19 protein-coding genes and 1 pseudogene are annotated in these 23480 nt (G+C 72.9%); 11 read left to right on the forward strand and 9 right to left on the reverse strand.

Annotation, left to right across the window (positions count from 1 at the left end; all coding sequences use genetic code 11):
* Nucleotides 1-501 precede the first annotated feature (501 nt).
* The 3 genes from AB0D08_RS14195 to AB0D08_RS14205 form a co-directional block, all read right to left on the reverse strand.
* Complete coding sequence (locus tag AB0D08_RS14195; RefSeq protein WP_359888645.1) at nucleotides 502-1479, reverse strand: DUF2637 domain-containing protein; 978 nt, start codon at nucleotides 1477-1479, stop codon at nucleotides 502-504.
* A 164-nt stretch (nucleotides 1480-1643) separates the two neighbouring features.
* Nucleotides 1644-2270, reverse strand: a complete 627-nt coding sequence (locus AB0D08_RS14200; RefSeq protein WP_359888729.1) for an ATP-binding protein — start codon at nucleotides 2268-2270, stop codon at nucleotides 1644-1646.
* 80 nt (nucleotides 2271-2350) lie between these two features.
* Entirely contained in the window at nucleotides 2351-3400 is a 1050-nt protein-coding gene (locus AB0D08_RS14205) for a hypothetical protein (protein WP_359888648.1), read from the reverse strand.
* 420 nt (nucleotides 3401-3820) lie between these two features.
* On the opposite strand from AB0D08_RS14205, the gene AB0D08_RS14210 reads away from it, so the two are divergent.
* Both AB0D08_RS14210 and AB0D08_RS14215 read left to right on the forward strand, forming a co-directional pair.
* Nucleotides 3821-4315 (forward strand): helix-turn-helix transcriptional regulator, encoded by a 495-nt coding sequence (locus AB0D08_RS14210; protein ID WP_359888651.1) that lies wholly within the window; start codon nucleotides 3821-3823, stop codon nucleotides 4313-4315.
* 568 nt (nucleotides 4316-4883) lie between these two features.
* Nucleotides 4884-5723 (forward strand): hypothetical protein, encoded by an 840-nt coding sequence (locus AB0D08_RS14215; protein ID WP_359888653.1) that lies wholly within the window; start codon nucleotides 4884-4886, stop codon nucleotides 5721-5723.
* A 278-nt stretch (nucleotides 5724-6001) separates the two neighbouring features.
* Here AB0D08_RS14215 and AB0D08_RS14220 read toward each other — a convergent pair whose 3' ends face one another.
* Entirely contained in the window at nucleotides 6002-6967 is a 966-nt protein-coding gene (locus AB0D08_RS14220) for a hypothetical protein (RefSeq protein ID WP_359888656.1), read from the reverse strand.
* A gap of 494 nt (nucleotides 6968-7461) precedes the next feature.
* Nucleotides 7462-9204 carry a recombinase family protein gene (locus tag AB0D08_RS14225; RefSeq protein ID WP_359888659.1) on the reverse strand — a complete coding sequence of 581 codons (1743 nt, stop codon included), beginning with the start codon at nucleotides 9202-9204 and terminating at the stop codon, nucleotides 7462-7464.
* 35 nt (nucleotides 9205-9239) lie between these two features.
* Here AB0D08_RS14225 and AB0D08_RS14230 point away from each other — a divergent pair.
* A pseudogene (locus AB0D08_RS14230) lies at nucleotides 9240-9965 on the forward strand (pirin-like C-terminal cupin domain-containing protein); the annotation flags it as partial.
* A 101-nt stretch (nucleotides 9966-10066) separates the two neighbouring features.
* Here AB0D08_RS14230 and AB0D08_RS14235 read toward each other — a convergent pair.
* Nucleotides 10067-10888, reverse strand: a complete 822-nt coding sequence (locus tag AB0D08_RS14235) for a protein phosphatase 2C domain-containing protein (RefSeq protein WP_033823616.1) — start codon at nucleotides 10886-10888, stop codon at nucleotides 10067-10069.
* A gap of 376 nt (nucleotides 10889-11264) precedes the next feature.
* Between AB0D08_RS14235 and AB0D08_RS14240 the strand changes: the two genes are divergently transcribed.
* Entirely contained in the window at nucleotides 11265-11483 is a 219-nt protein-coding gene (locus tag AB0D08_RS14240; RefSeq protein WP_033823617.1) for a DUF5302 domain-containing protein, read from the forward strand.
* A gap of 99 nt (nucleotides 11484-11582) precedes the next feature.
* Here AB0D08_RS14240 and AB0D08_RS14245 read toward each other — a convergent pair whose 3' ends face one another.
* The 3 genes from AB0D08_RS14245 to AB0D08_RS14255 form a co-directional block, all read right to left on the reverse strand.
* A complete protein-coding gene (locus AB0D08_RS14245) occupies nucleotides 11583-12986 on the reverse strand; it encodes an amidase (protein WP_033823618.1) in 1404 nt (467 codons plus the stop codon).
* 47 nt (nucleotides 12987-13033) lie between these two features.
* Nucleotides 13034-13270, reverse strand: coding sequence for a hypothetical protein (locus tag AB0D08_RS14250; RefSeq protein ID WP_033823650.1), 237 nt, complete (start codon nucleotides 13268-13270; stop codon nucleotides 13034-13036).
* Nucleotides 13271-13409: 139 nt separating this feature from the next.
* Nucleotides 13410-14057, reverse strand: a complete 648-nt coding sequence (locus AB0D08_RS14255; protein ID WP_033823619.1) for an ATP-binding protein — start codon at nucleotides 14055-14057, stop codon at nucleotides 13410-13412.
* A gap of 275 nt (nucleotides 14058-14332) precedes the next feature.
* On the opposite strand from AB0D08_RS14255, the gene AB0D08_RS14260 reads away from it, so the two are divergent.
* The 7 genes from AB0D08_RS14260 (at nucleotide 14333) to pheA (ending at nucleotide 23240) form a co-directional block, all read left to right on the forward strand.
* The gene (locus AB0D08_RS14260) at nucleotides 14333-15235 is read left to right on the forward strand and encodes a hypothetical protein (protein ID WP_359888665.1); all 903 of its coding nucleotides are present in this window, start codon (nucleotides 14333-14335) and stop codon (nucleotides 15233-15235) included.
* A 436-nt stretch (nucleotides 15236-15671) separates the two neighbouring features.
* Nucleotides 15672-16451 (forward strand): YcnI family protein, encoded by a 780-nt coding sequence (locus tag AB0D08_RS14265; protein WP_033823620.1) that lies wholly within the window; start codon nucleotides 15672-15674, stop codon nucleotides 16449-16451.
* Nucleotides 16452-16549: 98 nt separating this feature from the next.
* Nucleotides 16550-17371 (forward strand): SCO family protein, encoded by an 822-nt coding sequence (locus tag AB0D08_RS14270; RefSeq protein ID WP_082526959.1) that lies wholly within the window; start codon nucleotides 16550-16552, stop codon nucleotides 17369-17371.
* Complete coding sequence (locus AB0D08_RS14275) at nucleotides 17368-17967, forward strand: copper chaperone PCu(A)C (protein WP_359888668.1); 600 nt, start codon at nucleotides 17368-17370, stop codon at nucleotides 17965-17967. The genes AB0D08_RS14270 and AB0D08_RS14275 overlap by 4 nt, the downstream gene beginning before the upstream one ends.
* A gap of 153 nt (nucleotides 17968-18120) precedes the next feature.
* A complete protein-coding gene (locus tag AB0D08_RS14280; protein ID WP_359888670.1) occupies nucleotides 18121-20454 on the forward strand; it encodes a FixH family protein in 2334 nt (777 codons plus the stop codon).
* Nucleotides 20455-20785: 331 nt separating this feature from the next.
* Nucleotides 20786-22069 carry an iron uptake transporter deferrochelatase/peroxidase subunit gene (gene efeB / locus AB0D08_RS14285; RefSeq protein WP_359888731.1) on the forward strand — a complete coding sequence of 428 codons (1284 nt, stop codon included), beginning with the start codon at nucleotides 20786-20788 and terminating at the stop codon, nucleotides 22067-22069.
* Between the two features lie 235 nt (nucleotides 22070-22304).
* The gene (pheA, locus tag AB0D08_RS14290) at nucleotides 22305-23240 is read left to right on the forward strand and encodes a prephenate dehydratase (RefSeq protein ID WP_033823622.1); all 936 of its coding nucleotides are present in this window, start codon (nucleotides 22305-22307) and stop codon (nucleotides 23238-23240) included.
* The last annotated feature ends 240 nt before the right edge of the window (nucleotides 23241-23480 follow it).

Raw genomic sequence — 23480 nt, forward strand, 5'->3', positions numbered from 1 at the left:
GCGGGCGGGGCTCCGCGCCGGTGCTGCCGCCCGCGGCTCCACGGGTTGGACCACGCCGGCCGGGGCGTGGACGTCCGCGTGCGTGGCTCCGTAGGGGCCTCGTACGCACTCGCTTGCTCCGCTTTCTGGGGCAGGGAGGTCCTCAACTCCGTTGCGGTCCTGGGAGTTTACAGGCTTCCCGAGCAGGCTGTTCAGGGCTCGGCGGGCGGCGTTCACGGGTGGCGCTCCTCGGTGGTGCGGGACGGTGTAGGGCCGTAGGGGCGTGGGTGGGCAGTTTCCGGTCGGGCGCCGGTTTGGCCCGGCCGGACTCCACGGGTATAGGCGGCGCGTTGGACAGAACCTTCCGGGCGTGGACTGGCGCGTGGGACGGGCGGTCCGTAGCAAGGGCGAGTTCTGCCGGGTGCGATACCTGGGGTCGTGGGACTTTTGCCGACTGCGTCTGCGATTCGGCAGAAGTCGGTGTCCGGCCGACCGGTGCCGGTCGGCCGGACACCCCGGTGGTCAGTCAGCCTCGGGGTCCTGACGGCTCTGCTCGCCATCCCATGCGAGGCGGAGCTTCTTCATCAGCTCCGTGAAGCGGGTACTGCCGAGCGGGAGGCCGGCCTCCCGGACGGCCTTCTCGACGATCGCGCGGTTGAGCCGACCATGGGCGATGGCGGCCTGGAGGCCGATCTCCACCAGTTGCTCCATGGGCGCCCCCGGCGGGCGGCCGATCGGCTTGTCCTGCGCGGCGGTGGCAGGCTCCTCGGCGCGGGAGTCGTCCGGCGGGCTGGCGGGTTCGGACTGCCCGCCGACCGGGGCGTCCCGAGTGCCGATCGGCTCGTCGACTTCTGCCGACTGGGGGCCGGGAAGTGCGCCGCTCCACTCGTCGGGCAGAAGGCCGGCGGCGGACAGCAGCGTCAGCAGTGCGTTCTCGTCGCTGCGGTCCTGCGCCTGCTCCGGCTGTACATCCGTGCCGTGGTCTGCCGGGACCGGGTCGGCGGAGCGCTCGTCGTGCGCAGGGTCGACCTGCTCGCTGTCGGTGGTGGTGTGGCCGTGGCGGGCGATGAGGATGTAGAGGTGGACGGCGCCGGCGAGGGCGAGTGGGGCGAGTGTGGACAGGGCGCCGACGACGGTGTTGCCGAGCTTCAGTCCGCTGCTGGCAGCGGGCAGTTGGTTGAGGCGGATGGCGTGCAGGGCGTTGGCCCAGACGCTGGTGGCGGTGGCGCCGGCGAACAGCGTCCAGGCGTAGGCGCGGGCGGGCCAGCGGGCGTCGCGCAGGACGAGCAGGGCGCGCACGCCGTAGGCGATGAACCCGTCGACGATGATCGGAAACAGGTAGGTGAGCGGGCCGCGGACGTGGGTCGCGGCGGCCATCTGCCGCAGGGCGTCGTAGGACAGGATGAAGCCGATGACGCCGAGCAGTGCGACCGCGAGGCGGTCCCAGGCAGTGGCGCGGGCGGGTGCCGTGCGGGTGCCGGGTATCGAGGCGGTGGTCATGTGGGGTGCTCCAGGGTGGCCCGGCCGCGCGCGGGCAGCACGAGGGGCCGGGCGGCGGCAGGGGAAGGTGTGGATGGGCCACTCCGAGGCCGCGCGCGAGAAGGCGGGCGCGCGTCGGGCCTGGCGGTGCTGGCCGAAAACGTGGGCGAGGCGGCTCTGCGGGTCTACGCGGTTGTGCGCCTTCGGCGGTCGGTGCCGGTGAGGATGGCGCGCTCGCACATCTCCGCGAGGCGGGAGGCGGTGCGGTCGCCGAGGGCGGCCTTGATCTCGCCGAGCGGGAGGTTGGTGGTGAAGAGCGTCGGGAGCATGTACTCGTAGCGGTGGTTGACCAGCCGCAGCGTCAGCTCCTCGGTCCACTCGGACGCCTTCGCGGCACCGAGGTCGTCCAGGACCAGCAGCGGGCAGGTCATCAGCTCGCGCATCTCCCGCTCGGTGTCCACGCCCTGGCGGGGCCGCTGAGCGGCGTACAGCTCTGTTGCGGTGAGCTTCGCCCACCGCAGCCGCACTCCGGCCGCGAGCAGGCTGCGGATCGCGCCGTACGCCTGGTGGGTCTTGCCGGAGCCGGTGGGTCCGGCGATCAGGAGCGAGGGGCCCTGGGCGATACCGGGCGTGCCGCCGGGGCCGGGGCGGCAGGCCAGAGTGACCTGCTGGACCCAGGTGGCCACGTCCGGGTGGTCGGCGACGGCGAGGCGGTAGCGCGGCGGGATGCGGCGGTCCGCGAGCTCCAGCACACTCGACGGTTCGGCGGCGTCGGTCAGCGGCCGGTCGGGGTCGATGCCCCGGTCGGCCATGAGCTGGTGGAGGCGCCGGACGGCGCCCGAGGCGGGCTGGGGGTCGCGGTCGGCGGCGCGGCGGGCGCCGGGCAGGCTGGTCACAGGTCCCCCTCGAAGTAGGCGCGGGCGTCGGCCGGGTTGGTGAAGGGCTGGTACGGCGAGCGGGCGGCGGTGTGCCCGGTGTGCGCCGTGTGGGCGGGCCGGGCGTTGAGCGCCTGGTGGACCATGCTCGGCAGCAGGCCGGGGCTCAGCGCCTTCTCTCCCCACAGGGCAAGCCCGGCCCGGACGTGGTCGGGGCGCGTGCCCGTGTCGAGCAGCTCCTTGATGACCTTGGCGAGGTGGCCCTTCACCTTGGCGGGCACCGGCGCGGGGCAGCCGGAGATGTACTCGGCCAGCAGCGTGCCCGCGTTCACGCGCGGCTCGGCTGCCGGTGTGCCGACGTGGACCGGCCTATTCTCGTCAGCTGCGGCCGACGAGGGCGTGGGAGCGGGCGCGGCGAAGCCGCCCCCCTCAGGGGAAGGTCCATGGTCCAAGGTCCATGGTCCAGGCACGAAACTCTCCGGAGTCCTCACGAGAACCTCCGGAGGCATGCTCTGACCTGCGGCTTTCCCCGAGGGCGGCATCGCCGCTGCGACCATCGCGGGCGCGAGGCCGAGCATGAGGCCGCCAGCTGCGGGCTCGCCGACGAGAGGTCCGGGGAGGGCCTCCGCAGCGGTCACGACCGGCTCCGGAGAGGTCCGGAAGTTCTCCGGAGCCGGGCGCGCGCAGTCCTTGGCCTTGCACTTGCCGCACCCACGACCGGCTTCGTGGGCCGGGCAGGAGGGCAGGCGGGAGGCCGTCGGGTGGGAGATCTTCTGGTGCTCGCGCCACTTGGTGATGTGGAGGTACTGGCGGCCGTCGCAGCCGGTGTACCGGCAGATGAGGCCGGTCTCGGCGAGCTGGCGCAGTTCGTCTTCGGTGTCGAGCGGGGTGTGCTCGGGCCGCAGCGACCACAGCGCGCCGTTGAGGACCGCCGCGTTGTCGCGGTGGCGTCCCTCGTCGTCGGCCTGAGTGATCAGGCACAGGAACGTACGCTCGGCGGTCAGGGACACCGAGGCCAGGTCCTCCGACACCGGGTACTCGGGCTTGATGGTGCGGATGCGCGCCATGATCTACCACCCCGCCTTCGGGGTGGAACTGTGCGAGGCAGGTGCGCCGCACAGGGGCGACGCCGTACGCTGGAGCACGTTGGTCCTTCCTCGGTGCGCATGGGCTGCAACCCTGCACCGTGGTCGATCGTCGTGGATGGGCGGTTTTTGGACCTTTCAGGCCCTCGGTGTTGATCGCACCGGGGGCCTTCGGCCTTTCTGGGCGGCAGGCAGCACACCGAGCCGCGATGCGGTTCGGCTTGACAAGCCTTTCGGCATGCATCATCATGGCACCCCGGCGGCCGTTATGCAAGTCGCCTCGGAAAGGGATGCGAGGTGAATCGAGTGCCCAAGCGGGACAATGCCGCGGAGGGATCTTCCGGCGAGCCGGTGAAGGAGGGGTCGGAAGGCAGTGCGACCGGCGAGACCCCTGTTGCCACCTTGAGCGAGGAGAACGCTGCCGAGCGGGTCCGGTTGGAACGCGAGCGACGCGGCTGGAGCACCGGCGAGCTGGCCAAGCGCATGACCGAGGCCGGCTACCCGATCAACCAGTCCTCGGTCTGGCGCATCGAGAGCGGCGAACCACGGCGGCGGATCAACCTCAACGAGGCGATCGGCTTCGCCAAGGTCTTCGACCTGTCCCTGGAGGACTTCCTCGGCCCTTCGACCTCTCCCGAAGAGAAGATCATGCAGGAACTCGCCGAACACGTGGTCCAGGGCTACCGCCTGGCCGCGCAAGGCGCCGAGTTCACGACCAAAGCCCTGGCCGCCGCCGAGAAGTACTGCCAGGACTTCCCCCACAACCGCAAGCGGCTGCGCGGGAAGATCGCGATCGGCCTCTCCTTCGAGTACCGCAGATATGCGCCGACGCCACTGGTCCAGGAGTTCCTCAAGGGCGGCAAGATGCCGACCGAGCCGGTCCACAGCGACGAGTGACCAGTCCGGGCCGTCGCCCAGACCGTTGCCGATCGCTCAAGATCTTTTTGGAAAACGGCCGGACCGACTCTTACCGTGCTCACCGAGCCCGGCCAGCCGTTTGGCGCGGCCGGAATCCAGAGCTAACGTCACACCCCACGCGGCCACCAACCGCGCAACGCCTATCCACGACGATCGACCACGGTGCAGGGTTGCAGCCCACCAGCCACCGGGGAGGGACTCGCATGCCGCCAAAGCAACACGCAGCCGCAACCCGCGGCTCCTGCCAGCCCACCACCGCGCTGTTCGTCTCGGCCCCCGCCGCGACCGCCCCCAGCGACTCCCCCAGACCCATCTGACGGGTCTGTTCCCAGCTGCCCGTCCGCACCCCGCTGGACGCCGACGCAGCTTCTCCGCCGTGCCGCCGCGACAGACCGCGGCCAGTCCGGCTCCCGCGATCTCGATGCTGACGTCCGATCGCCGCCTTCTCGCTCCCAGTCGGGAGCCGCCCTCTCCCCAACCGCCCATCCACGACGTCGTCATGCGGTAGCCCGGGTTGCAGCCCGCCGGCCACCGTAAGAGGAGCCGCATGCCCCAGCTGTCCCTCAGCACTGCCCAGCCGAACGCCCGCTGTGCGACTACCCGCCTGAAGGCCCTTCAGGCCCCAGCGGCGGCTGCGCGGCCAGCACTGGCCACTACCAGCATCCTCCGCGCCAGCCATGTCATCGACGGCTCGCTCGCAGCGCTCCATGAGCGGGGGTCCGCCGGTGGCAAGGGCGCACGCAAGCTGGCCGACCCCTCGGCTGTTCTGGCCGTCCGCGCGCCCAACGACGCAGTCGTGGGCCGCTTTCACACCGGCCGCCGGACCGACAACCGCCCTGAGTCGCTGCCCAATTGGCGGGTCTCCACCGTCACCCCGGACACTGGTGTCGCGGTCGCTCGACTCCTCGGTGGCGCACCGGCCGACGACTGGGCCCAGGGGGTAGTGACCGGTTCGCCTGCGGTTCGCATCGTCCTCGACGGCGCGCGCTCCGTCTCGACCGAGATGCGATTGTGGGGGCCGAAGGGGCTCGTCCACCACTGCGACGGTGCCCTGTTCCTGTCGCCGACCGAGGTACGGGGGGCTCCTTGTGGCTGCCCCGACTCTTCCGAGGAGCGGGTCGCGCTGGCCAAGATGCTCCAGGCTCCCCAGCCTGAGACCGCCGTGACCTTCCGTCTGGCGGAGGACTATGGCCTCGGACGCTTCCAGTTCAGTTCGCCCTCTCGGATGATCGCCGACGAAGCTGGCGAGATCCGCGCCCAGCTCTCCGGCATCACGGGCGAAGCGCTCTGCGAACTCGCGCTCGAACTCGTCACGGTCACGGTAGCCGGTGGCGTCGAAGTCTCCTTCCGGAGGCCGACGTTGAAGGTCATCGGACCATGGAGCTAAGGCTGGCCTGACAAGTTCCCGCCGGGGCTGGCCCGCCTGCCAATTCGCACCCCGCATCGAGCGCCGTCCGGCAACCTGGGGTCACCGCCCCCAGAACCCCGGGGGCCGGACGCGCCTTCGTCCGCCTGGTGGTAACCCGGGTGGCCATGGTCAGGTGCGGTCGGACGACCTCGCCTGCGACGAGGGCCTATACCCCGAGGCGGACTTCCGGGACTGATACCTCGGCAGGCTGGCGAGGGTGCCCAGCCGCTGAGGCCGCGCCCCCTCGATTGGTCCCACTACTTCCACTCCACACCCGTCACCGACAGCTTCGTCGCTCCATACGCCTCCGAGGAGAGCACCGTTGCGGGGCCGCCCCCTTGCGGCACTTCCACGACGGCCGGCACGGACCACACCTCCTCGATGCTGGACCACTTGCGGCCCCGTCCCAGCAGCGCGTCGGTGTCGTCGCTCGGCTCGATCCAGTTGGCCGGCGTCCGGCCCCGGTCCCGGTACGTGCCCTCCAGTGTGCAGATGACGAGGGAGCCGCCGTCCTGCAGCCGGAACGTCGGCAGCGCGTTTGTCAGCGAACGGAAGGAGAGGCTGCGCTCGAGCACCTTCTGGTCCCATCCGTTGAAGTAGTCCACCAGGCCGTTGGTGAAGTCACCTCGTTCGAAGTCGGCGCTCTCCGGCTTCCCGGCCGGCACGGTGAAGCTCAGGTACTGGGCATAGCGCCCGCACACACCGGTGTCCGTCTCCGCTGTCGGCGACAGCTCCACGCCCCCGGACGTTCCGCGGGCCAGGGCCGGCATTACCTTCGGGTGCAGTGAGCGTTGGCCCGGCGCCGGTGTCGAGGAGGGGGCGTCGGTCGGAGCCGTCGTCGGCGGTGCCTCGGTCACCACCCATGTGGCCACGACCGCCTTCCACTCCCCGCCCGCCCGGTCGCGCGTGAAGAAGGTCAGCGTCGAACTGCGGTCCGTTTCCCGTCCCTCCGTCTTGCTCAGGACGGCGAAGCTCTGCGGCTCTCCGGAGCCGGTCTGCGGGATCAGGTACACCGGGCGGACAGGCCGGATCGGATCGTTCTTGGTTCCGTTGGCCTGGTGCAGCTGTGCCTCGGCTCGGTTCTCCTTGAGCAGCTGCCCGTCCTCCACCCGGGCGAGCGCCTCGGTATCGCCCTTCTCGGTGGCCGCCTGCCTCTCCCGGCCGTACCGCTCGAAAACCTGCTGGGCCTGCGCTTCGGTGAACGATGGTGTCGAGCTGGCCATGGCGCTGACCGAGGCGCCGGCGGCGGAAGACGCCGGAGACGTCCCGGACCGGCTCACGGAAGAACAACCGGCCACACCGATCGTGAGGAGAGCGGCGGCCCCCATTGCGCTCCAGCCCCGTGCCCGCTTCCGTGTGATCACTGCGGTTCCCCCTCTGGTCCATCAATCCGATCAAAGGGATCGTATTGGGTCCGACTGGGGCCCCCGGCCAGGGACAGAGTCAGGCCGTTGCCGGTCTACCTCAACGCAAACCTGCCAATCTGTCAGGCGCCAGTCATGACGAATGCGCGGGGGTGGCTGGCGGCCACCTGGGTCAGCAGCCTCCTGTCGGCTGTACCGTCGTGCACCCTCGCCGCCTTGACCAGCACCGCTTCCGTCCCACGGCCTTCCTCCCGAGATCGACTCCCCGGGAGCATTGGGGGCGAATCGACCCGCTGTTGTCGCGCAGGTCCCGGACATCGCTGTCCGGGACCTGCTTCATCTCCTGGCAACCGTCACAGCACGCGCTGCCCGCCGTCGTCAGCCGTTTCCTGCCGCTTGGCGAAGCCGATCTTCACCCGCTCATGCACCGGCCCTCGTCCGCCGCGTTCCTTGGACTTGGACACGGTGATCCGGTCCACGAAGAGCTTGACGAACTTCCGGCGCTCCGGGAGGGGCGCGCTCTGCCACCACGAACCCGGGCCGATGGGGTCGGCCGCTGGATCCTCGGGCAACCACTCGGCGATGGGGATCACCGGTGTCGCGGCTTCCTCCAGGACTGCGATCCTCGCCTCGGCCGCCTCCAGGAGACCCAGCAGCGTGGACTCTTCCGCAACGAACCTCCGTCGGCCGATGTCCCCTCGGAAGCCACCCGCCTTGCGGTCGTCGTACAGCTCTTCCAGCGCCCTCACGGCGTCGGCGCGATCAGCAACCAAGGTCGCGCGCTCACGGGACCGTTCGGGCGCCTCGTTCGCGACGCCGAACCTGCGCGTGGCCTCGGCGAGAACCGCCAGAGCCTCGTGATCATGCTCGACCTCCCGCAGCAGAGCGAAGATGCTTCGTGCCACGTGGTCGTCCAGCGCCGCCTGGCTGATAGTGCAGTCTCCTGCGTGCTGACCGGGAAGCACCTTGCGGCGGCGGCAGCGATAGGCGCGCTTCACCGGCTTGGCGTCGGCGTGCGAGGTCTTCACAGCTCCGCACTCGCAGAACAGGACCGCCATGGCGGACAGCAGGGACTCGCCCCGCGAAAGCCCCTTTCCGCGTCCTCGCCCGTCGAGCCACTCCTGCAACTCGTACCACGCATCCGGCGGGATGATCGGCTCGTAGATCTGGAGCGGGAGCATCGTCTCGGGGTCTCGGAGGATGCGGTAGGTCTCTATCTGGCTCGTGGTCTTACCGTCTTCCCGGACCTTGTACACGGGCACGGCCGCGAATCCGGCTATCCGGGGGTCCCGGAGGATGCGCTTCACGGTCTTCGTGTCCCACGCGCTGTCCTTCGTCTTCTTGCCGTAGGTGGCGCCGCGTGTCGGGACGAGGACCTCGTTGTTCATGCTGTTGACGATCCCGCCGAGCGAACCGGGGTGGCGGCGGCGCTTGGGGTCGTACGGCGCGTCCTTGTGCTTCTTGATCGTCGCCCACCAGCCGCGAATGACGTCCGGCTCGTTCTCGGTGTGCACGAGGGTCTGGATGACGATCGGTCGGCCGTCCGCCGTGAGCCTGGTCTCGGCCTTCAACTCGAAGCCGTACGGCGCCTTGCCGCCGATGTACCCGCCCAGGCCGAGCGCCGTGGCCTTGGCGCCCCGGACGGCCACGCTCTTGTTCTTGCTCTCGTTGTGGGCCTGGTCCAGGCGCATGAACATGTGGATCAGGTCCACGAGGTTGCCCTTGCGGAACTCCCCCTCGGTGACGCTGACGATGGTCACACCGAGGTTCAGCAGCTCGACGACGACCGGGATCGCGTCGAGCGGGTCAAGGCGTGAGAGCCGGCTGACGTAGTAGACGATGAGCAGGTTGATCCGGCCTGCCCGGCAGTCCTGCAACAGCTTCTCGAACTGCGGCCGCTCGACTCCGGTGAACGCCGAGATGCCGAGGTCCTCGTAGTAGGCGACCGACTTGGCGTCGCGGCGCTTGGCCTCAGCTGTACCCAGTTCGCGCTGGGTCGTGGTGGAGGCTTCACTGGCGTTCTCGCGCGCGTCGGACTGGCGCGCGTAGACGGCCGCATGGACGTCCATGCCGGTGATCACTGCTGGTGCGGACATGAAGACTGATGGTACTACTCCCCTAACTGACATAACCCAAGGGCACCCCGTGGCACCCGCACCGCGGCTTCGAGACCGTGACGTACCTGATCGACGGCGAGTTCGTGCACAAGGACTCGCACGGCGGCGGCGGCCACCTCGGGGGCGGTGACACCCAGTGGATGACGGCCGGCTCCGGCATCCTGCACATCGAGACGCCGCCCGAGTCGCTGGTGCTGTCCGGCGGCCTGTTCCACGGCATCCAGCTCTGGGTCAACCTCCCGGCCAGCGACAAGATGACCGGCCCCCGCTACCAGGACATCCACGGCGGCCACGTCAAGCTGCTGACCACCCCGGACGGCGGCTCGGTGCTCCGGCTGATCGCCGGTGACCTCGACGGCCACCGCGGCCCCGGCTCGACCCACACCCCGATCACCCTGATGCACGCCACCATCACCCCGGGCGCGCAGGCCACCATCCCCTGGCGGCCCGACTTCAACGCCCTGGTCTACGTCCTGAACGGCAACGGCAAGGTCGGCGCCGAGGGCCGTCCGGTGCACACCGGCCAGGCCGCGGTCTTCGGCGAGGGCGACACCATCACCGTCTCCGCCGACGCCAAGCAGGACTCCCGGCACCCCGCACTGGACGTGATCGTCCTCGGCGGGCAGCCGATCAAGGAGCCGGTCGCCTGGTACGGGCCGTTCGTGATGAACAGCCACCGCGAGCTCCAGCAGGCGATGGAGGACTTCCAGTCCGGGTCCTTCGGTCACCCGATCGACTGACCGCGCCGCACCCGCCCCCTCCGATCCGACCCACCCCCCGATCAGCGGCGGGGCCGCCCTTCCCCCGGGGCCGGCCCCGCCGCTCGGCGGTGTCCGGGGAGTCAGAACCTGGCGTACAGGGCCGAGGCGTCGTCGTGGGCCGAAGCCCTCGGCCAGCGGGCGCAGCGCCCGTCCGAGCGTTCCACCGCCCGGACCCGGGCGATCAGCTCGGCCGGACCGGACGCCGCCAGCAGCGCCAGCGCGTCGCCCCAGCTCCCCAGCCGGAACAGGCCGCCGTAGCGCGCGGCGCCGTCACTGAACGCCGCCAGCGCGGACAGCGCCGACAGCCGGACGAACCCGCTCTCGGCGTACCCGGCCGCCTTCGGCGCGGCCGCGGCGATCCACGGCCCGTGCCCGGTGTTGCGGGCCGCGCGGACCGCCAGGGCGTACTGCATCCGCAGCGCCGCGCGCTCCGCCGAACCGGGCGCCGCCGCGAGGACCTCGCGGCGCAGCTCCTCCCCGGCGGGGAAGCGCTGGTTGTCGCCGATCACCCGCGGCGGGCCGTCCACCAGCTGCAGCACCAGCAGCGAGTCGCCGAGCACCAGGTACTCCAGCGAGTTGCCGTGCAGGCGGGCGGCCACCACCATCGCCGCCGGGGTGTTGGGGTGCGCGAGGTCGCACCGGCCGCCGTGCAGGGCGGCCGTCTCCGCGATGGCGTCGGCCAGGCACTCGGCGGCGGACCGGTCCGCGCGGTCGGTCATCCGGGTGAGCAGGTGCACCCCGAGGCGGCGGACGTACCAGGCGACGCCGTGGCCGCAGCCGGACTCCAGCCCCTCGGGGGAGCCGGACCCGTCGAGCAGCACCAGGGCCTCGGGCGTGGCGGCGGTGAAGTCCTCACTCACCCGGTCCGGTCTTGCGGGCTCGCCCGCCAGCTGTACCTGCATCCCGCCAGTGTGGCGGCGCCGGGCGGACGGGGGACAGACTCCGGTCCTTGATCCCTCGACGGGGCGCCCCGGGCCCCGGTGGCAGCCGCCCGGACCGGGACATACCGTCGGATGGTCGGCCCCTCACGCCGAGGGTCCCGCGTGTCCTGCGGGTCCGCCTCCGGGAGTCTGGAGCATGCGATGGTCTGGCAGTTCTTCGTCCTGGTGATCGCCTCGTTCGTCTTCCCCACGATGGCGCTCCTGTACCTGATCGGCGGGCCGCACTTCCCCGACGAGCAGCACTGACGACCCGCGGCGTACCTTTTGTCAGCGGGATGGCAGCGGGACGTGACAGTGTGTGCCCTGCACACCAGCTCCCGTCCAGGAGGTCCCCCGAATGAGCAGCGAAACAGCCGAACCCGGGCAGCAGCCGGAGCCCGAGGCCGCCCCCGCGGCCCAGGACGACGTGAAGGCGAAGTTCCTCGCCGCCCTGGAGCGCAAGCACGGCGGTCCGGCGGGCGGCACGGCCGGCGGCCCCGGCGGCGAGTCCAAGATCCACGGGGCGCACAGCGCCGCGGGTGGGAAGCGCACCTTCCGTCGCAAGAGCGGCGGCTGACGGCCGGTCACGGCGGTCGGGCAGGGGCGGGCCGGGAACGGCCCGCCCCTGCTGTCGTACCCGGGGTGCGGTGGACGTCCTCCGGTTCCCGGCCGGTTCCTAGCCGGACTTCCCCGCCCCGGCCAGGGCCTGCTCGACATGGGCGGCGCAGGCCAGCAGCTCCTCGTCGGCCCCGACGGCCCCCACGCACTGCAGGCCGAGCGGGAGCCTTCCCAGCCGGCCGGCGGGCAGCGTCACGGCGGGCGCGCCGGCGTAGCTCCACGGCAGCGACATCACGGCGTCGCCGGTGCTGTCCAGGCCGCGCGGGGCGGGGCCGGTGGCGGCCGGGGTGAGCCACAGGTCGATGCCCTCGTCCGCGGTGAACGCCGCCAGCCGGCGCCGGAATCCGTCCCGGGCGTGCAGCGCGGCACTGTGGTCGGCGGCGGTGATCTCGTGGCCGCGCCGGATCGCGGCCGCGGTCTCCGGCCGGTACAGCGCGCCGAAGCGGGCGAACAGCTCGGCGTGCACCTGGGCCAGCTCGTAGCGGTTGATCAGCCGCAGGTGCTGTACGAGTCCGTCGAAGTCGGCCGGCAGGTCGAGTGCCCGGATGGTCAGCCCGTGCTCGCGCAGCAGGCGCAGGGTGCGGTCGAACTCGGCGCGTGCGGCGGGCTCGGCCCGCTCCAGGTAGGCGCCGCCGGGTACCGCGCAGACCGGCGGCCGTCCGCCTGCGGGCACGGCGCTCCCCGCCGCTGCCTCCGCCGGTCCCGGCCGCCAGTCGTCGCAGAGCACGGTGGCGGCCAGCCGGGCGCCCGCGAGGTCGGAGGTGAACACGCCGACGGTGTCCAGGCTCGGCGAGTGCGCGATCACGCCGTCCACCGGGATCCGTCCGTAGCTGGGGCGGAAGCCCACCACCCCGCAGTACGCCGCCGGGCGGATCACCGATCCGACGGTCTGGGTGCCGACCGCCAGTGGCACCAGGCCCGCCGCGACGGCGGCCGCCGAACCGCTGCTGGAACCACCAGGGGTGTGCGCCGGGTCGCGCGGGTTGCGGGTCGGGCCGGGGGCCCGGACGGCGAACTCCGCGGTCACCGTCTTCCCCGCGACCAGCGCACCGGCCGCCAGCAGCCGGGTCACCAGGGACGCCTGCGGGCCGCCGAGCACCCCGGGCGGCAACGCGGAGCCCGCGTGGGTGGGCAGGCCGGCCACCTGGATGACGTCCTTCACCCCGACCGCCACGCCGTACAGCGGCGGCCGCCCGGCCGGGGGCGCGGCCGGGGGCGCCGGTGATGTGTGGTGCGCCGGGGGCGTGCGGTGGGCCGGGGGCGCCGTCCCGTCCGTCCGGGCCTGGAGTTCGCGGGCCGCCTCGGCCAGCCGGTGGTGGCGCCCCGGCTCGGGCACGAAGGCGCGGACCACCGGGTCGAGTCGGTCGATCCGGGCGCACAGCCGCTCGACGTACTCGGGCAGCGCGGGATCCCCGGCGCGCAGCGCGGCGGCCTCGGCCGGCAGCGGGATCATCGGCTCCATGGCGCCAGGCTACGGGCGCGGGACCGTCTCGACCGCTCGGCCCGGGGTCACTCGTCGTGTTCGGTCGGCAGGTACGGGGCCTCGCGCAGGAAGAGCGCCCCGCAGGAGTGGCAGTGCAGGTCCGGGTGCTCGACCCAGTGCTTGGCGTCGCGGGTCTCGGCGTCCGGGTCCAGGGCCCGGCCGCACATCGCCACGGTGTCGTCCCCGCGCACGATGTGCCAGGTCTTCACCTCACCCGACGCCGCACCCGCAGGCCCGTACTCGGCACGCATCTGATGAATCATGATCACCATGCTGCGAGGGCCTTCGGCGGAGGGCAACTCCTGCTAGCCCTTCAGGGACCGGGCCCCGGCGGCGCCCATGCCGCCCCGTGCTGTCCGTGCCGACCCAGGCCGACCCAGGCCGACCCAGGCCGGCCACCGGTCAGGAGGCGCGGAGCAGGGCGTCGTCCTGCCACTTGAGGACCTTGTCGAAGCTGACGATCGCACCGCGCAGCGGGTGGTTGCGGAGCTGGACGTGGTCGGTCAGGGCGTGGATGAGGAACAGGCCGCGCCCGCACTCGGCGGTGAGGTCGGGCAGGGCGTCGAGGTCGGGCGTGCGGACCACCATCGGGCGGCCGGCCGGCAGGACGTGGGTGTCGTACGGCGCCGGGCGGTCGGCCGGGCGGGGCCGGTGGGCGGTCAGGATCCGGGCGGGCAGGGAAGCCCGGCCGCGCCGGGAGCGGCGGCGCCCGCCGGGCCGGACCGGTGCGAGGACACCGCCCTGGCGGCGCAGCGGGGGGACGGCCGGCAGCACGGGTGCGGCGATCGGCGGGAGACCCGGCCCGGAGTCGACCACCTCGATCCTCAGCCGGTCGCCGGTGATCGAGGCGGTGACCTGGAAGCCCTCGTCCGGGCGGCCGGTGATGGCGTGCTCGACCGCGTTCGCGCAGGCCTCGGTGAGGGCGACGCCCAGGTCGTAGGCGATCTGGGGGTCGACGCCGGCGCTGTCCATCGCGCCGAGCAGGATGCGCCGGGCCAGCGGCACGCTCGCCGGGTCGCGCTTGAGGTGCAGAGTCCACCAGATGTCCACGGGAGGTCCCTCCTGGCTGCGGCTCCACATACAACTAGGTATCTCCGACCGATCCGGCACCGAACCGTCCGTCGGGGCCCGCGCCACCCATCCGGTGGATGGACTGATGTGGAACTCTGTGCCGAGCGGCGCATTGAGCGGCGCGCGCGCCGGGGCCGAACGGCGCATTCGGATGCTGGGATGACATACCGACTCCGGGTGCCTGCCGTGGATCGGCCGGGTACCGGTGACCCTGCCTCGGGGCGCCGGGTAGGCGGTGAGATGATGGCCCGGCCATGACCGACCGCCACCGCGCCCCGCGCCGAGGAGCCGCCGCGACCCCCACCGGGGCGCCGGCCGCTGCCTGGGACCTGCGGGTGGCGCGCGCGGTGCCGTTCGCGCTGGTGTGCACCCTGATCGCCGCGGCCGGGCACGCCCTGGTGGGCGGCGGCGAGGTCGGACTTCCGGCGTTGGCGAGCGGCTTCGCGGTGGTCACCGCGGCGGCCGTGCTGCTCGGCGGCCGGGAACGGTCGGCGGCCGCGATCGCCGGCGCACTGGGGATCGGCCAGCTCGGCCTGCACCTGCTGTTCCACGGGCTCGCCACGGCGGCGGCCGGTGCGTCCGCGGTGGCGGGTCCGATGGCGGGCATGACCGGGATGACCGGGACACCGGGGACGGGCGCGGCGGGCGGCCAGGCCGCCGGGATCGGCGTGCTGCCGGCCCTGGCCGGCCGACTGATCTGCGACGACCGCCCCGGCAACGGGCCCAGCGCGCTGCCGCCCGGCAGCACGGCAGAGCAGGTGGTGAGCGCGGCCGGGCTCGACCCGCAGGCGTACACCGTCGGCGCGCACGCCGGCGCCGGGCACGTGTCCGGGATCGCCGCCGCGTTCACCGGGATGAGCCCTTCGATGCTCCTCGGACACCTGGCCGCGGCCCTGGTGGCCGGCTGGTGGCTGCGCCGCGGCGAGGCCGCGCTGTGGCGGCTGGTCCGGGTCACGGCGGTCGCCGCACGGGAGTGGGCGATACCGCTGAGCAGCGCGCTGACGCTGCTGGCGGCGGTGCTGTTGGGCCCGCTCGCGGACGGGCGGGAACTGCGTCGGCCGACCGGGCCGGCGGAGGACTGGCGGCTGCCGGGGGCGGCAGCACTACGGCACAGCGTGCACCGGCGGGGTCCCCCGCTGACGGCCTTCGCGCGCTGATGTCCGCACGCTGACGTCCACACCCTGCGGGTGCCGGTCGGGATGGCCCGACGGGACCCGCCCCCGTATCCGTACCGGTCCTCGCACGCGTTGCCCGGACCCGTACCCGTCGTCGAGGCCGTGATCGCACTCGCGTCGGCCGGCCGTGGGCCGGTCCTCGGCGGTGGCATCCCCGGTGGAGCTCCTGGTGGGGCTTCGGGGGGGGGTGATCGGCCCGGTCGGCCGGGAGCCGTCCGGATCGGTCCGGATCGGTCCGGGGCCCTCGGGACGCGGGTGGACGGATGAACGGACGCGCGCGCATCAGGTGGCCGGACCCGTCGTCCCCGTCTCCGGTGGTGCGACGGCGGCCCAAGTCCCTGCCTCAGAGCCCCAGTGCCATGTGTGCCGCCGCCGGATGCGGCCCGTACACGTGCCCGTCTCCCCCAGGAGCAACCAGATGCGTTCCCTTCCTGCCCGCCGGATCGCCGGGATCGCCGCCGTCGCGGCCGCCGCCGTCGTCGCCATGGCGGCGCCCGCGTTCGCGCACGTGACCGTGCAGCCGGGCAACGCCCAGCAGGGCGGCTACTCCGCCGTCGCCTTCCGGGTGCCGAACGAGAACGACAGCGCCGCCACGGTGAAGCTGGAGGTCAGCCTCCCGATGGACCACCCGATGGCCTCCGTGCGGACCGAGCCCGTCCCGGGCTGGACCGCCACGATGGAGAAGAGCAAGCTCGACAAGCCGCTCAAGTCGCACGGCCAGGACATCACCGAGGCCGTCTCGAAGATCACCTGGACCGCCAACGACGGCACCAAGCTCGGCCCCGGCCAGTTCATGGACTTCCGGGTGTCGCTCGGCGCGCTGCCCTCCGACACCGACAAGCTGACCTTCAAGGCGCTCCAGACCTACGACAACGGCGACGTCGTCCGCTGGATCGAGGAGGCCAAGGACGGCCAGCCCGAGCCGGCCAAGCCCGCGCCCGTGCTGACCCTCACCCCCGCGGCGGCCAAGCCCGCCGCGGGCACGAGCGCCTCCCCCGCCGCCGGTGACCACCACGGCGGCGACGCCGCCGGCGGCCAGGCCACCACGCAGGCGGCCGCCAAGTCCGACGACTCGACCGCCCGGACCCTCGGTGTGGTCGGCATCGTCGTCGGTGTGATCGGTTCCGCGCTGGGCGTGGCCGGTCTGCGCCGCAAGAGCGGCGACAGCACCGGCAACACCGGCAGCACCGCCTCCTGACCCCTGGCCGGCGGGGGCCGCGCGACCGGCCCCGGGCGACCACCCGGGCCGGCGTGCGGCCCCCGCCGCCGACCCCCGCGCACGATCGGATCTCTCCCATGGCACGTACGACGTCCAACGCGAACTCCCGTCCGCTGTCGAGCCCGACGGCGGCCGCCCGCTCGACGGCCGGCCCGGTGACCGGCGGCACGGTGGCCGGCGGCTCGGTGGCCGGCCGCACGGTGGCCGGCCCGGTGGCGCGGCCCCGGCAGGCGGTGCGGCCCCGGCTGGTGGGTGTCGCCGCCCTCGCGCTGGCGGGCGCGCTCGCGCTCTCCGGCTGCGGTTCCTCCGCGTCGGGGAACGCCGGCGGCGACGGCACCGTGAAGATCAACAAGGAGAGCAGCAACTCCCCCTACCAGGGAAGCGTGCTGAAGCGGAACTTCGACAAGCCCGATCTCACCCTCGGCGACACCTCCGGCCAGCCCTTCGACCTGCGCACCCGGACCGCCGGCCGGGCCACCCTGCTCTTCTTCGGCTACACCAGCTGCCCCGACGTCTGCCCGACCACCATGGGCGACATCGGCGTGGCGATGTCGAAGCTCTCCGCCGAGGACCGTAAGAAGATCAACGTGGTCTTCGTCTCCACCGACCCCGCCCGGGACACCCCGCAGGTGCTGCGCACCTGGCTGGACTCGATGGGCAAGGACTTCATCGGCCTGACCGGCGACCTGGAGAAGGTCAAGGCCGCCGCCAAGTCGCTCGGGGTGCTGGTCGAGGACCCGATCGTCAACGCGGACGGTTCGGTCACCTCCTCGCACGGCGCCCAGGTCCTGGCCTTCCTCCCCGGCGACGACAAGGCCCACCTGCTCTACATGAGCAACACGCCGCTCGACACGTACGCGCACGACCTCGCGCTGCTGGCCAAGGGAGTCGCCGCGTGAGTACCGCCTTCCGCCGCAACGCCCTCCTCGGCGCGGGTCTCGCGACCGTGCTGACGGCCGGGGCGATACTCGTCGCCTGCGGCTCCGGGGACGCGGGCGGCGCCGGGGGCTCCGGTGCTGTTGGGGCTGTTGCGGCTGCCGGCGCGGCGGGGAGTGCGGCAGCAGCGGGGGCCGCTTCGGGGACCGGGGCGGGGGCCGGGACGGGGGTCGGAGCAGGGGCCGGGGCGTCCAAGCTGGTGGTGTCCGACCCGTACATCCCACTGCCCGCGTTGTCGGGCGGGATGGGCGCCGGGTACCTGACGATCCGCAACGAGGGCGAGGGCACGGACCAGCTGGTCCGGGTGTCCAGTCCCGCCGCGTCCTCCGTCACCATGCACCGCTCCTCCGACACCACCATGGAGGAGGTCGGCAGCCTCCCGGTCCCGGCCCACGGCTCCCTGGAACTCGCCCGCGGCGGGAACCACCTGATGATCATGGGTTGGCAGCGGCCGCCCGCGGTCGGCGACGAGCTCGAACTGGACCTCACCTTCGCCAAGAGCGGCACAATCTCCGTCAAGGTGCCGGTCAAGCCGCTGACCTACCGCCCTGGGAACTGACGGATGCTGCCGATACTGCTGTGGCCCGCGGGAACGCGTACGGCTGCCGGAACGAGGACGGTGATGGGTGTGGCTGTGGGACTGGGTCGGGGACCGGGCGCAGGACCGGACGCGGGTGTGGACGCGGGTGTGGACGCTGGGGTACGTACGGTGGTGCGTGCAAGGACGGCCACGCGGGTCCCCGTACGGGGGCGCCGGTCCGCGTTGCGGGCGCTGGTGGCCGTACTCGGCGCGCTCGTGGTGCTGCTGGTCGGCGGGGCGGGGACGGCGTCGGCGCACGCCACGCTGGTGTCCACCAACCCCACGCAGAACTCCGTCGTACCGACCGCTCCCGCCGACGTCACCCTGACGTTCAGCGAAGGTGTCTCGCTCTCCCCCGACTCGGTCCGGGTCCTCGACCCGTCCGGGCAGGCCGTCGACGCCGGTGACCCCGCGCACGTGGACGGCAAGGCCGACACCGCCCGGGTCGGCCTCAAGTCCGGCCTGGCCAACGGCACCTACACCGTCGCCTGGCGAGCGGTCTCGGAGGACTCGCACCCGGTCGGCGGCGCCTTCACGTTCTCGATCGGCGCTCCCTCGGACACCTCGGTGTCCGCCTCCGCCGTCCAGGGCGCCAAGGCCGACAGCCTGGTCGCCGCCGCCTACGGCACCGCCCGGACCGTCGCCTACGCGGCCTTCGCGCTGCTGGCCGGCACCGCCGCGTTCGTGCTGCTGTGCTGGCCGCGCGGTGCGGCCGTACGGCAGGTGCAGCGGCTGCTGATGACCGGGTGGATCGCGCTGCTGGTAGCCACCGTCGCCGTACTGCTGCTGCGCGGCCCGTACGAGCGCGGGACCGGGCTCTCCCAGGCGTTGGACCTCTCGTTGGTGCGCAGCACCCTGGACGAGCGGATCGGCACCGCACTGGCCGCCCGGCTGCTGCTGCTGGCGGCGGGCGGGGTGTTCCTGTCGCTGCTGGTCGGGCAGTTGGGACAGCCGGCCGGGGCAGCCGGATCGGCGACGTCGGAAGGCGCGGAAGGCGCAGGCGGCGCAGGCAGTACGGGCGGCGCAGGCAGTACGGGCGGCCGTGGCGGGTCTGGTGGCCGTTCGGGGGGCGAGAACCGCCCGGCAGGCGAGCCGGATGCCGATGCGGAGGAAGCCGAGCTGCAACGGTTGGAGCGGCTGGCGGCGGCGCGGCCCGAGCGTGATGCCCGGCTCGGACTCGGGATCGCCGGACTGGTCCTGGCCGTCGCACTGTCGGCCACCTGGGTCGGCGCGGACCACTCCTCGGTCGGCATCCAGGTCTGGCTCGCGCTGCCCATGGCCGCCGTGCACCTGCTCGCGATGGCCTGCTGGCTCGGCGGCCTGGCCACCCTGCTGGTCGGTCTGCGGCAGGGCATCGGCCTGGCCGCTGTCGAGATGTTCTCCAAGGTGGCATTCGTCTGCGTCACAGTCCTCGCGCTCACCGGCGTCTACCAGTCGTGGCGCGGGCTCGGCAGTTGGTCCGCGCTGGTCGACACCGAGTACGGGCGGCTGCTGCTGATCAAGGTCGGCTGTGTCGCCGCGATGGTGGGGGTGGCCTGGATCTCCCGCTCGTGGATCGCCCGGCTCCGGGCGACACCGGAGGCCGCGACCGAGTCCGGCGCGGTGGACGGCCTGGCGGAGGGCGCTGCGGCTGGCGCTTCGGAGGGCGCTGCGGAGGTGGCGGCCGAAGCCGGGGCCGGGGCTGGGGCTGGAGCTGGAGCGGCGGCATCCGCGTCCGGGGCTGAGGGCAGGGCCGTGGCCGGGGCCGGCACGGCAGGCGGCGCAGGCGGCGCAGGCGGCGCAGGCGGCGCAGGCGGCGCAGGCGGCGCAGGCGGCGCAGGCGGCGCAGGCGGCGAGGGTGACGGTGACCCGGTGCGGCAGGCCCAGCTGGCGCGGCAGCGTGCGGCCCGGGCTGCCGCGAACAGTAGGCGGTCGAAGGACGGCACACCGGCCCGGGCCGGACTGCGGCGCTCGGTCCTGGTGGAGTCGGTGGTCGCGGTGGCCGTGCTGGTGGTCACCACGCTGCTGACCAACTCACCTCCCGGACGGGTGGCTTCGGCCGTCGCCTCGACCGGGCAGACCCAGAGCGCGGCGCCGGGCACGGGACCGGCCGCGGGGACCGGGGCGAGCACCGTTCCCGGACGCACGGTCGAGCTCAAGCTGCCGTACGACACCGGCGGGCGGACCGGCAACGCGAAGGGCACGGCGACGGTCAGCATCAACCCTGCCGCCACCGGCAGCAACGCCGTACAGCTCAAGCTGGACGACAGCGCGGGCAACCCGGTCGCGGTGCCGGAGCTGGAGCTGGCCTTCACCCTGCCGGACCGGGATCTCGGACCGCTTCCGGTGACATTGAAGGCCGAGGGCACGGGCCGATGGTCCGGCACCGCGCAGTTGCCGCTGGCCGGGAACTGGGTCGTCTCGGTGACCGTACGGTCCTCGGACATCGATCAGGTGACCTCGGTTCAGCAGCTCAAGGTCGGATAGCCGCAGGGTGCCTGGCGTTGCGGGCGCCGCCCAGGCGGGTGGGCGTTCGCGTGCATGTGCGCGGGCGTGAGCATTCGCGAGCGGGTGAGCGTTAACGGCGCCGCGAGCGTTGACTGCCCTGTGAGCATTGACGGCCCCGCGAGCGTTCAGGGTTGGGGGAGTGTTCACGTCATCGTGAACACTCCCCCGATCGGGGGCGCTGACGATCCGGTGAACGCTGACAGTGTCGGCAGCATTCACCTTCCGATAAATAGTCACGTATGCGTGAAAGCTTGCGAGTTGGTGAGAAGTGGAAGAGAAGACCGAGCCTGAGAGCACCAACGGGGCCACTATCGGCGCCGCCACCGCGACCGCCCAAGGTCCCGGCGCGCCCGGCGCCCGGCCCCTCACCCGCCGCACGCTGCTCGGCGGAGCAGGTGCGGGCCTCGCGGTCGGCGCGGCGGGCGGGGCGTTCGCCGCACACCAACTGACGACGCGCCGCGCCCACGGGTCCGCCCAGGGATCCGCCACGGATACGTCAGCCGCCCCGGCGCTGGGCACGGTGGCGGTTCCGTTCCACGGCCAACACCAGGCCGGCATCCTCCAACCCCAGCAGGCCCGGGTCCAGCTCGCCGCCTTCGACCTGGCCGGCAATGCGGGCCGGGACGGGCTGCGCGGCCTGATGCAGAAGTGGTCCGCGACCGCCGCCCTGCTGGCCGCGGGCAAGCCCGCCGGGGAGCACGAGAACCAGATCGCGTCGGATGCCGGTCCCTGCGCGCTCACCGTCACCTTCGGGTTCGGCGCCTCGCTGTTCGACCGGGTCGGCCTCGCCGAGCGGCGTCCGGCCGCGCTCGCACCGCTGCCCGAGTTCCCCGGCGACGCCCTCGACCGCTCGCGCGGTGACGGCGATCTGTGGCTGCAGATCGGCGCCGACGACGCGTTGGTGGCCTTCCACGCGCTGCGCGTCCTCCAGCGGCAGGCCGCCGGCCTCGCCACGCTGCGATGGCAGATGTCCGGCTTCCACCGCACCCCCGGCGCGACCGCGCACCCGATGACCGGCCGCAACCTGATGGGCCAGGTCGACGGGACCAACAACCCCAAGCCGTCCGACCCCGACTTCGCCGCCCGGATCTTCACCACCGGCCCCGACTGGCCGGCCGGCGGCTCGTACGCCGTGGTCCGCCGCATCCGCATGCTGCTGGACAACTGGGAGAACCTGCCGGTGGACCGCCAGGAGCGGGTGATCGGCCGCCGCAAGTCGGACGGCGCCCCGCTGTCCGGAGGCAGCGAGTCCACACCGGTCGCACTGGACGCCACCAACCAGGACGGCTCGTTCGCCATCGCCCCCGACGCACACATCCGGGTCGCGGCCCCGGCGTCCAACGGCGGCGCCGCCATGCTGCGCCGGGGCTTCTCGTACCACGACGGGCTGCTGCCGGACGGCTCGCCGGACGCCGGGTTGCTGTTCATCGCCTTCCAGTCCGACCCGGCCCGCGGCTTCGTTCCCGTCCAGCGGAAGCTGGCCAAGGGCGACGGGCTGTCCCGCTTCCTGCGGCACGAGGCGAGCGCCCTGTTCGCGGTGCCGCCCGGGGCCGCCGAGGGGGAGTACGTCGGGCAGTTCCTGCTGGAGGGCTGACCGGAAGGCTGACCGGCGGGGCCCCGACCCCTCGGCCCGGCACCGTTGTGCCGTCGGCGGGCGTTCCGCGGGCTGCGGCGACCGTTCCCCGGGACGGCCCTGCGGCTGGCTTCCCACTGTGCGGAACGCCGCCGTGTCGGCCCACCCGAGTGACTAAGGTGGCAAGTCGAGCACTTCTCCGCACCACCCGCTCTGCACCACCCGCTCCGCACCACCCGCGCGCACGGAGGCAGCAATGTCCGCGACCCGCTACACCTATCTCGGGCCCGCGGGCACCTTCACCGAGGCGGCGCTGCGCACCCTGCCGGAGGCCGCCACCCGCGAGCTGGTGCCGCTCGCCTCGGTGCCCGCCGCCCTGGACGCCGTCCGGGCGGGAGACGCGGCCGGCGCGTTCGTCCCGGTGGAGAACTCGGTCGAGGGCGCGGTCACCGCGACCAGTGACGAGCTGGCCTCGGGCACACCGCTGATGATCTACCGCGAGGTGCTGCTGCCGATCTCGTTCGCCCTGCTGGTCCGGCCGGGCACCGAGTTGTCGGACGTCAAGACGGTCACCAGTCACCCGGTGGCCCAGCCGCAGGTCCGCCGCTGGATGGCGGCCAACCTGCCGGACGCCCAGTGGGAGTCGGCCGCCTCGAACGCGGACGGCGCGCGGCTGGTCCAGGAGGGCCGGTTCGACGGCGCGTTCGCGGGCGAGTTCGCGGCGCCGCTGTACGGCCTCGACGTCCTGGTCAACGAGATCCACGACGCCGCCAACGCCACCACCCGGTTCGTACTGGTCGGCCGGCCCGGGAGGGTCTCCTCGCCGACCGGCGCCGACAAGACGTCGATGGTGGTCTGGCTGCCGGACGACCACCCGGGTGCGCTGCTGGAACTGCTGCAGGAGTTCGCCGTCCGCGGCATCAACCTGATGCGGATCGAGTCCCGCCCGACCGGTGAGGGCATGGGCAGTTACTGCTTCCTGATCGACTGCGAGGGGCACCTCAGTGAGCGCCGGGTGAGCGAGGCACTGATGGGACTGAAGCGGATCTGCCCGCAGGTGCGCTTCCTCGGCTCGTACCCGCGGGCGGACAAGGGCACCCCAAAGGAGGCCCGGCCCGGCACCTCGGACGCCGAGTTCGCGGCGGCGGCCGACTGGCTGTCCCGCTGCCTGGACGGTCGCGGCGAGGTCTGAACGAGGTCTGAGCCTCCGGCGTCACCGGCGGACGCCGCGCCTCGGGCCCGGGCCCGAGGCCGAGCCCGGCCAGAGCGAGGCCTGAGGGCGAGGGCTTCACGGCTGCGGCGGGTTGTCCCAATGCGACGTGAATACGTCGCTTTCTGTTCAGATCCGTCATTTTTCGACACGCAGGTAAGTTCACCTGCGTGGTGCAGTGGCCCTTCGTGAACGCCGGACCGGGCGGGACGCCGCGGCCGG

This window comes from Kitasatospora sp. NPDC048540 (assembly GCF_040651175.1).
Lineage (GTDB): Bacteria > Actinomycetota > Actinomycetes > Streptomycetales > Streptomycetaceae > Kitasatospora.

Coding starts and splice junctions, on each gene's coding strand:
- AB0D08_RS14195 (WP_359888645.1), bottom strand. CDS start 1,479: ATGACCACCGCCTCGATACCCGGCACCCGCACGGCACCCGCCCGCGCC.
- AB0D08_RS14200 (WP_359888729.1), bottom strand. CDS start 2,270: ATGGCCGACCGGGGCATCGACCCCGACCGGCCGCTGACCGACGCCGCC.
- AB0D08_RS14205 (WP_359888648.1), bottom strand. CDS start 3,400: ATGGCGCGCATCCGCACCATCAAGCCCGAGTACCCGGTGTCGGAGGAC.
- AB0D08_RS14215 (WP_359888653.1), top strand. CDS start 4,884: ATGCCCCAGCTGTCCCTCAGCACTGCCCAGCCGAACGCCCGCTGTGCG.
- AB0D08_RS14220 (WP_359888656.1), bottom strand. CDS start 6,967: ATGGCCAGCTCGACACCATCGTTCACCGAAGCGCAGGCCCAGCAGGTT.
- AB0D08_RS14225 (WP_359888659.1), bottom strand. CDS start 9,204: ATGTCCGCACCAGCAGTGATCACCGGCATGGACGTCCATGCGGCCGTC.
- AB0D08_RS14235 (WP_033823616.1), bottom strand. CDS start 10,888: ATGCAGGTACAGCTGGCGGGCGAGCCCGCAAGACCGGACCGGGTGAGT.
- AB0D08_RS14240 (WP_033823617.1), top strand. CDS start 11,265: ATGAGCAGCGAAACAGCCGAACCCGGGCAGCAGCCGGAGCCCGAGGCC.
- AB0D08_RS14245 (WP_033823618.1), bottom strand. CDS start 12,986: ATGGAGCCGATGATCCCGCTGCCGGCCGAGGCCGCCGCGCTGCGCGCC.
- AB0D08_RS14250 (WP_033823650.1), bottom strand. CDS start 13,270: ATGATTCATCAGATGCGTGCCGAGTACGGGCCTGCGGGTGCGGCGTCG.
- AB0D08_RS14260 (WP_359888665.1), top strand. CDS start 14,333: ATGACCGACCGCCACCGCGCCCCGCGCCGAGGAGCCGCCGCGACCCCC.
- AB0D08_RS14265 (WP_033823620.1), top strand. CDS start 15,672: ATGCGTTCCCTTCCTGCCCGCCGGATCGCCGGGATCGCCGCCGTCGCG.
- AB0D08_RS14270 (WP_082526959.1), top strand. CDS start 16,550: ATGGCACGTACGACGTCCAACGCGAACTCCCGTCCGCTGTCGAGCCCG.
- pheA (WP_033823622.1), top strand. CDS start 22,305: ATGTCCGCGACCCGCTACACCTATCTCGGGCCCGCGGGCACCTTCACC.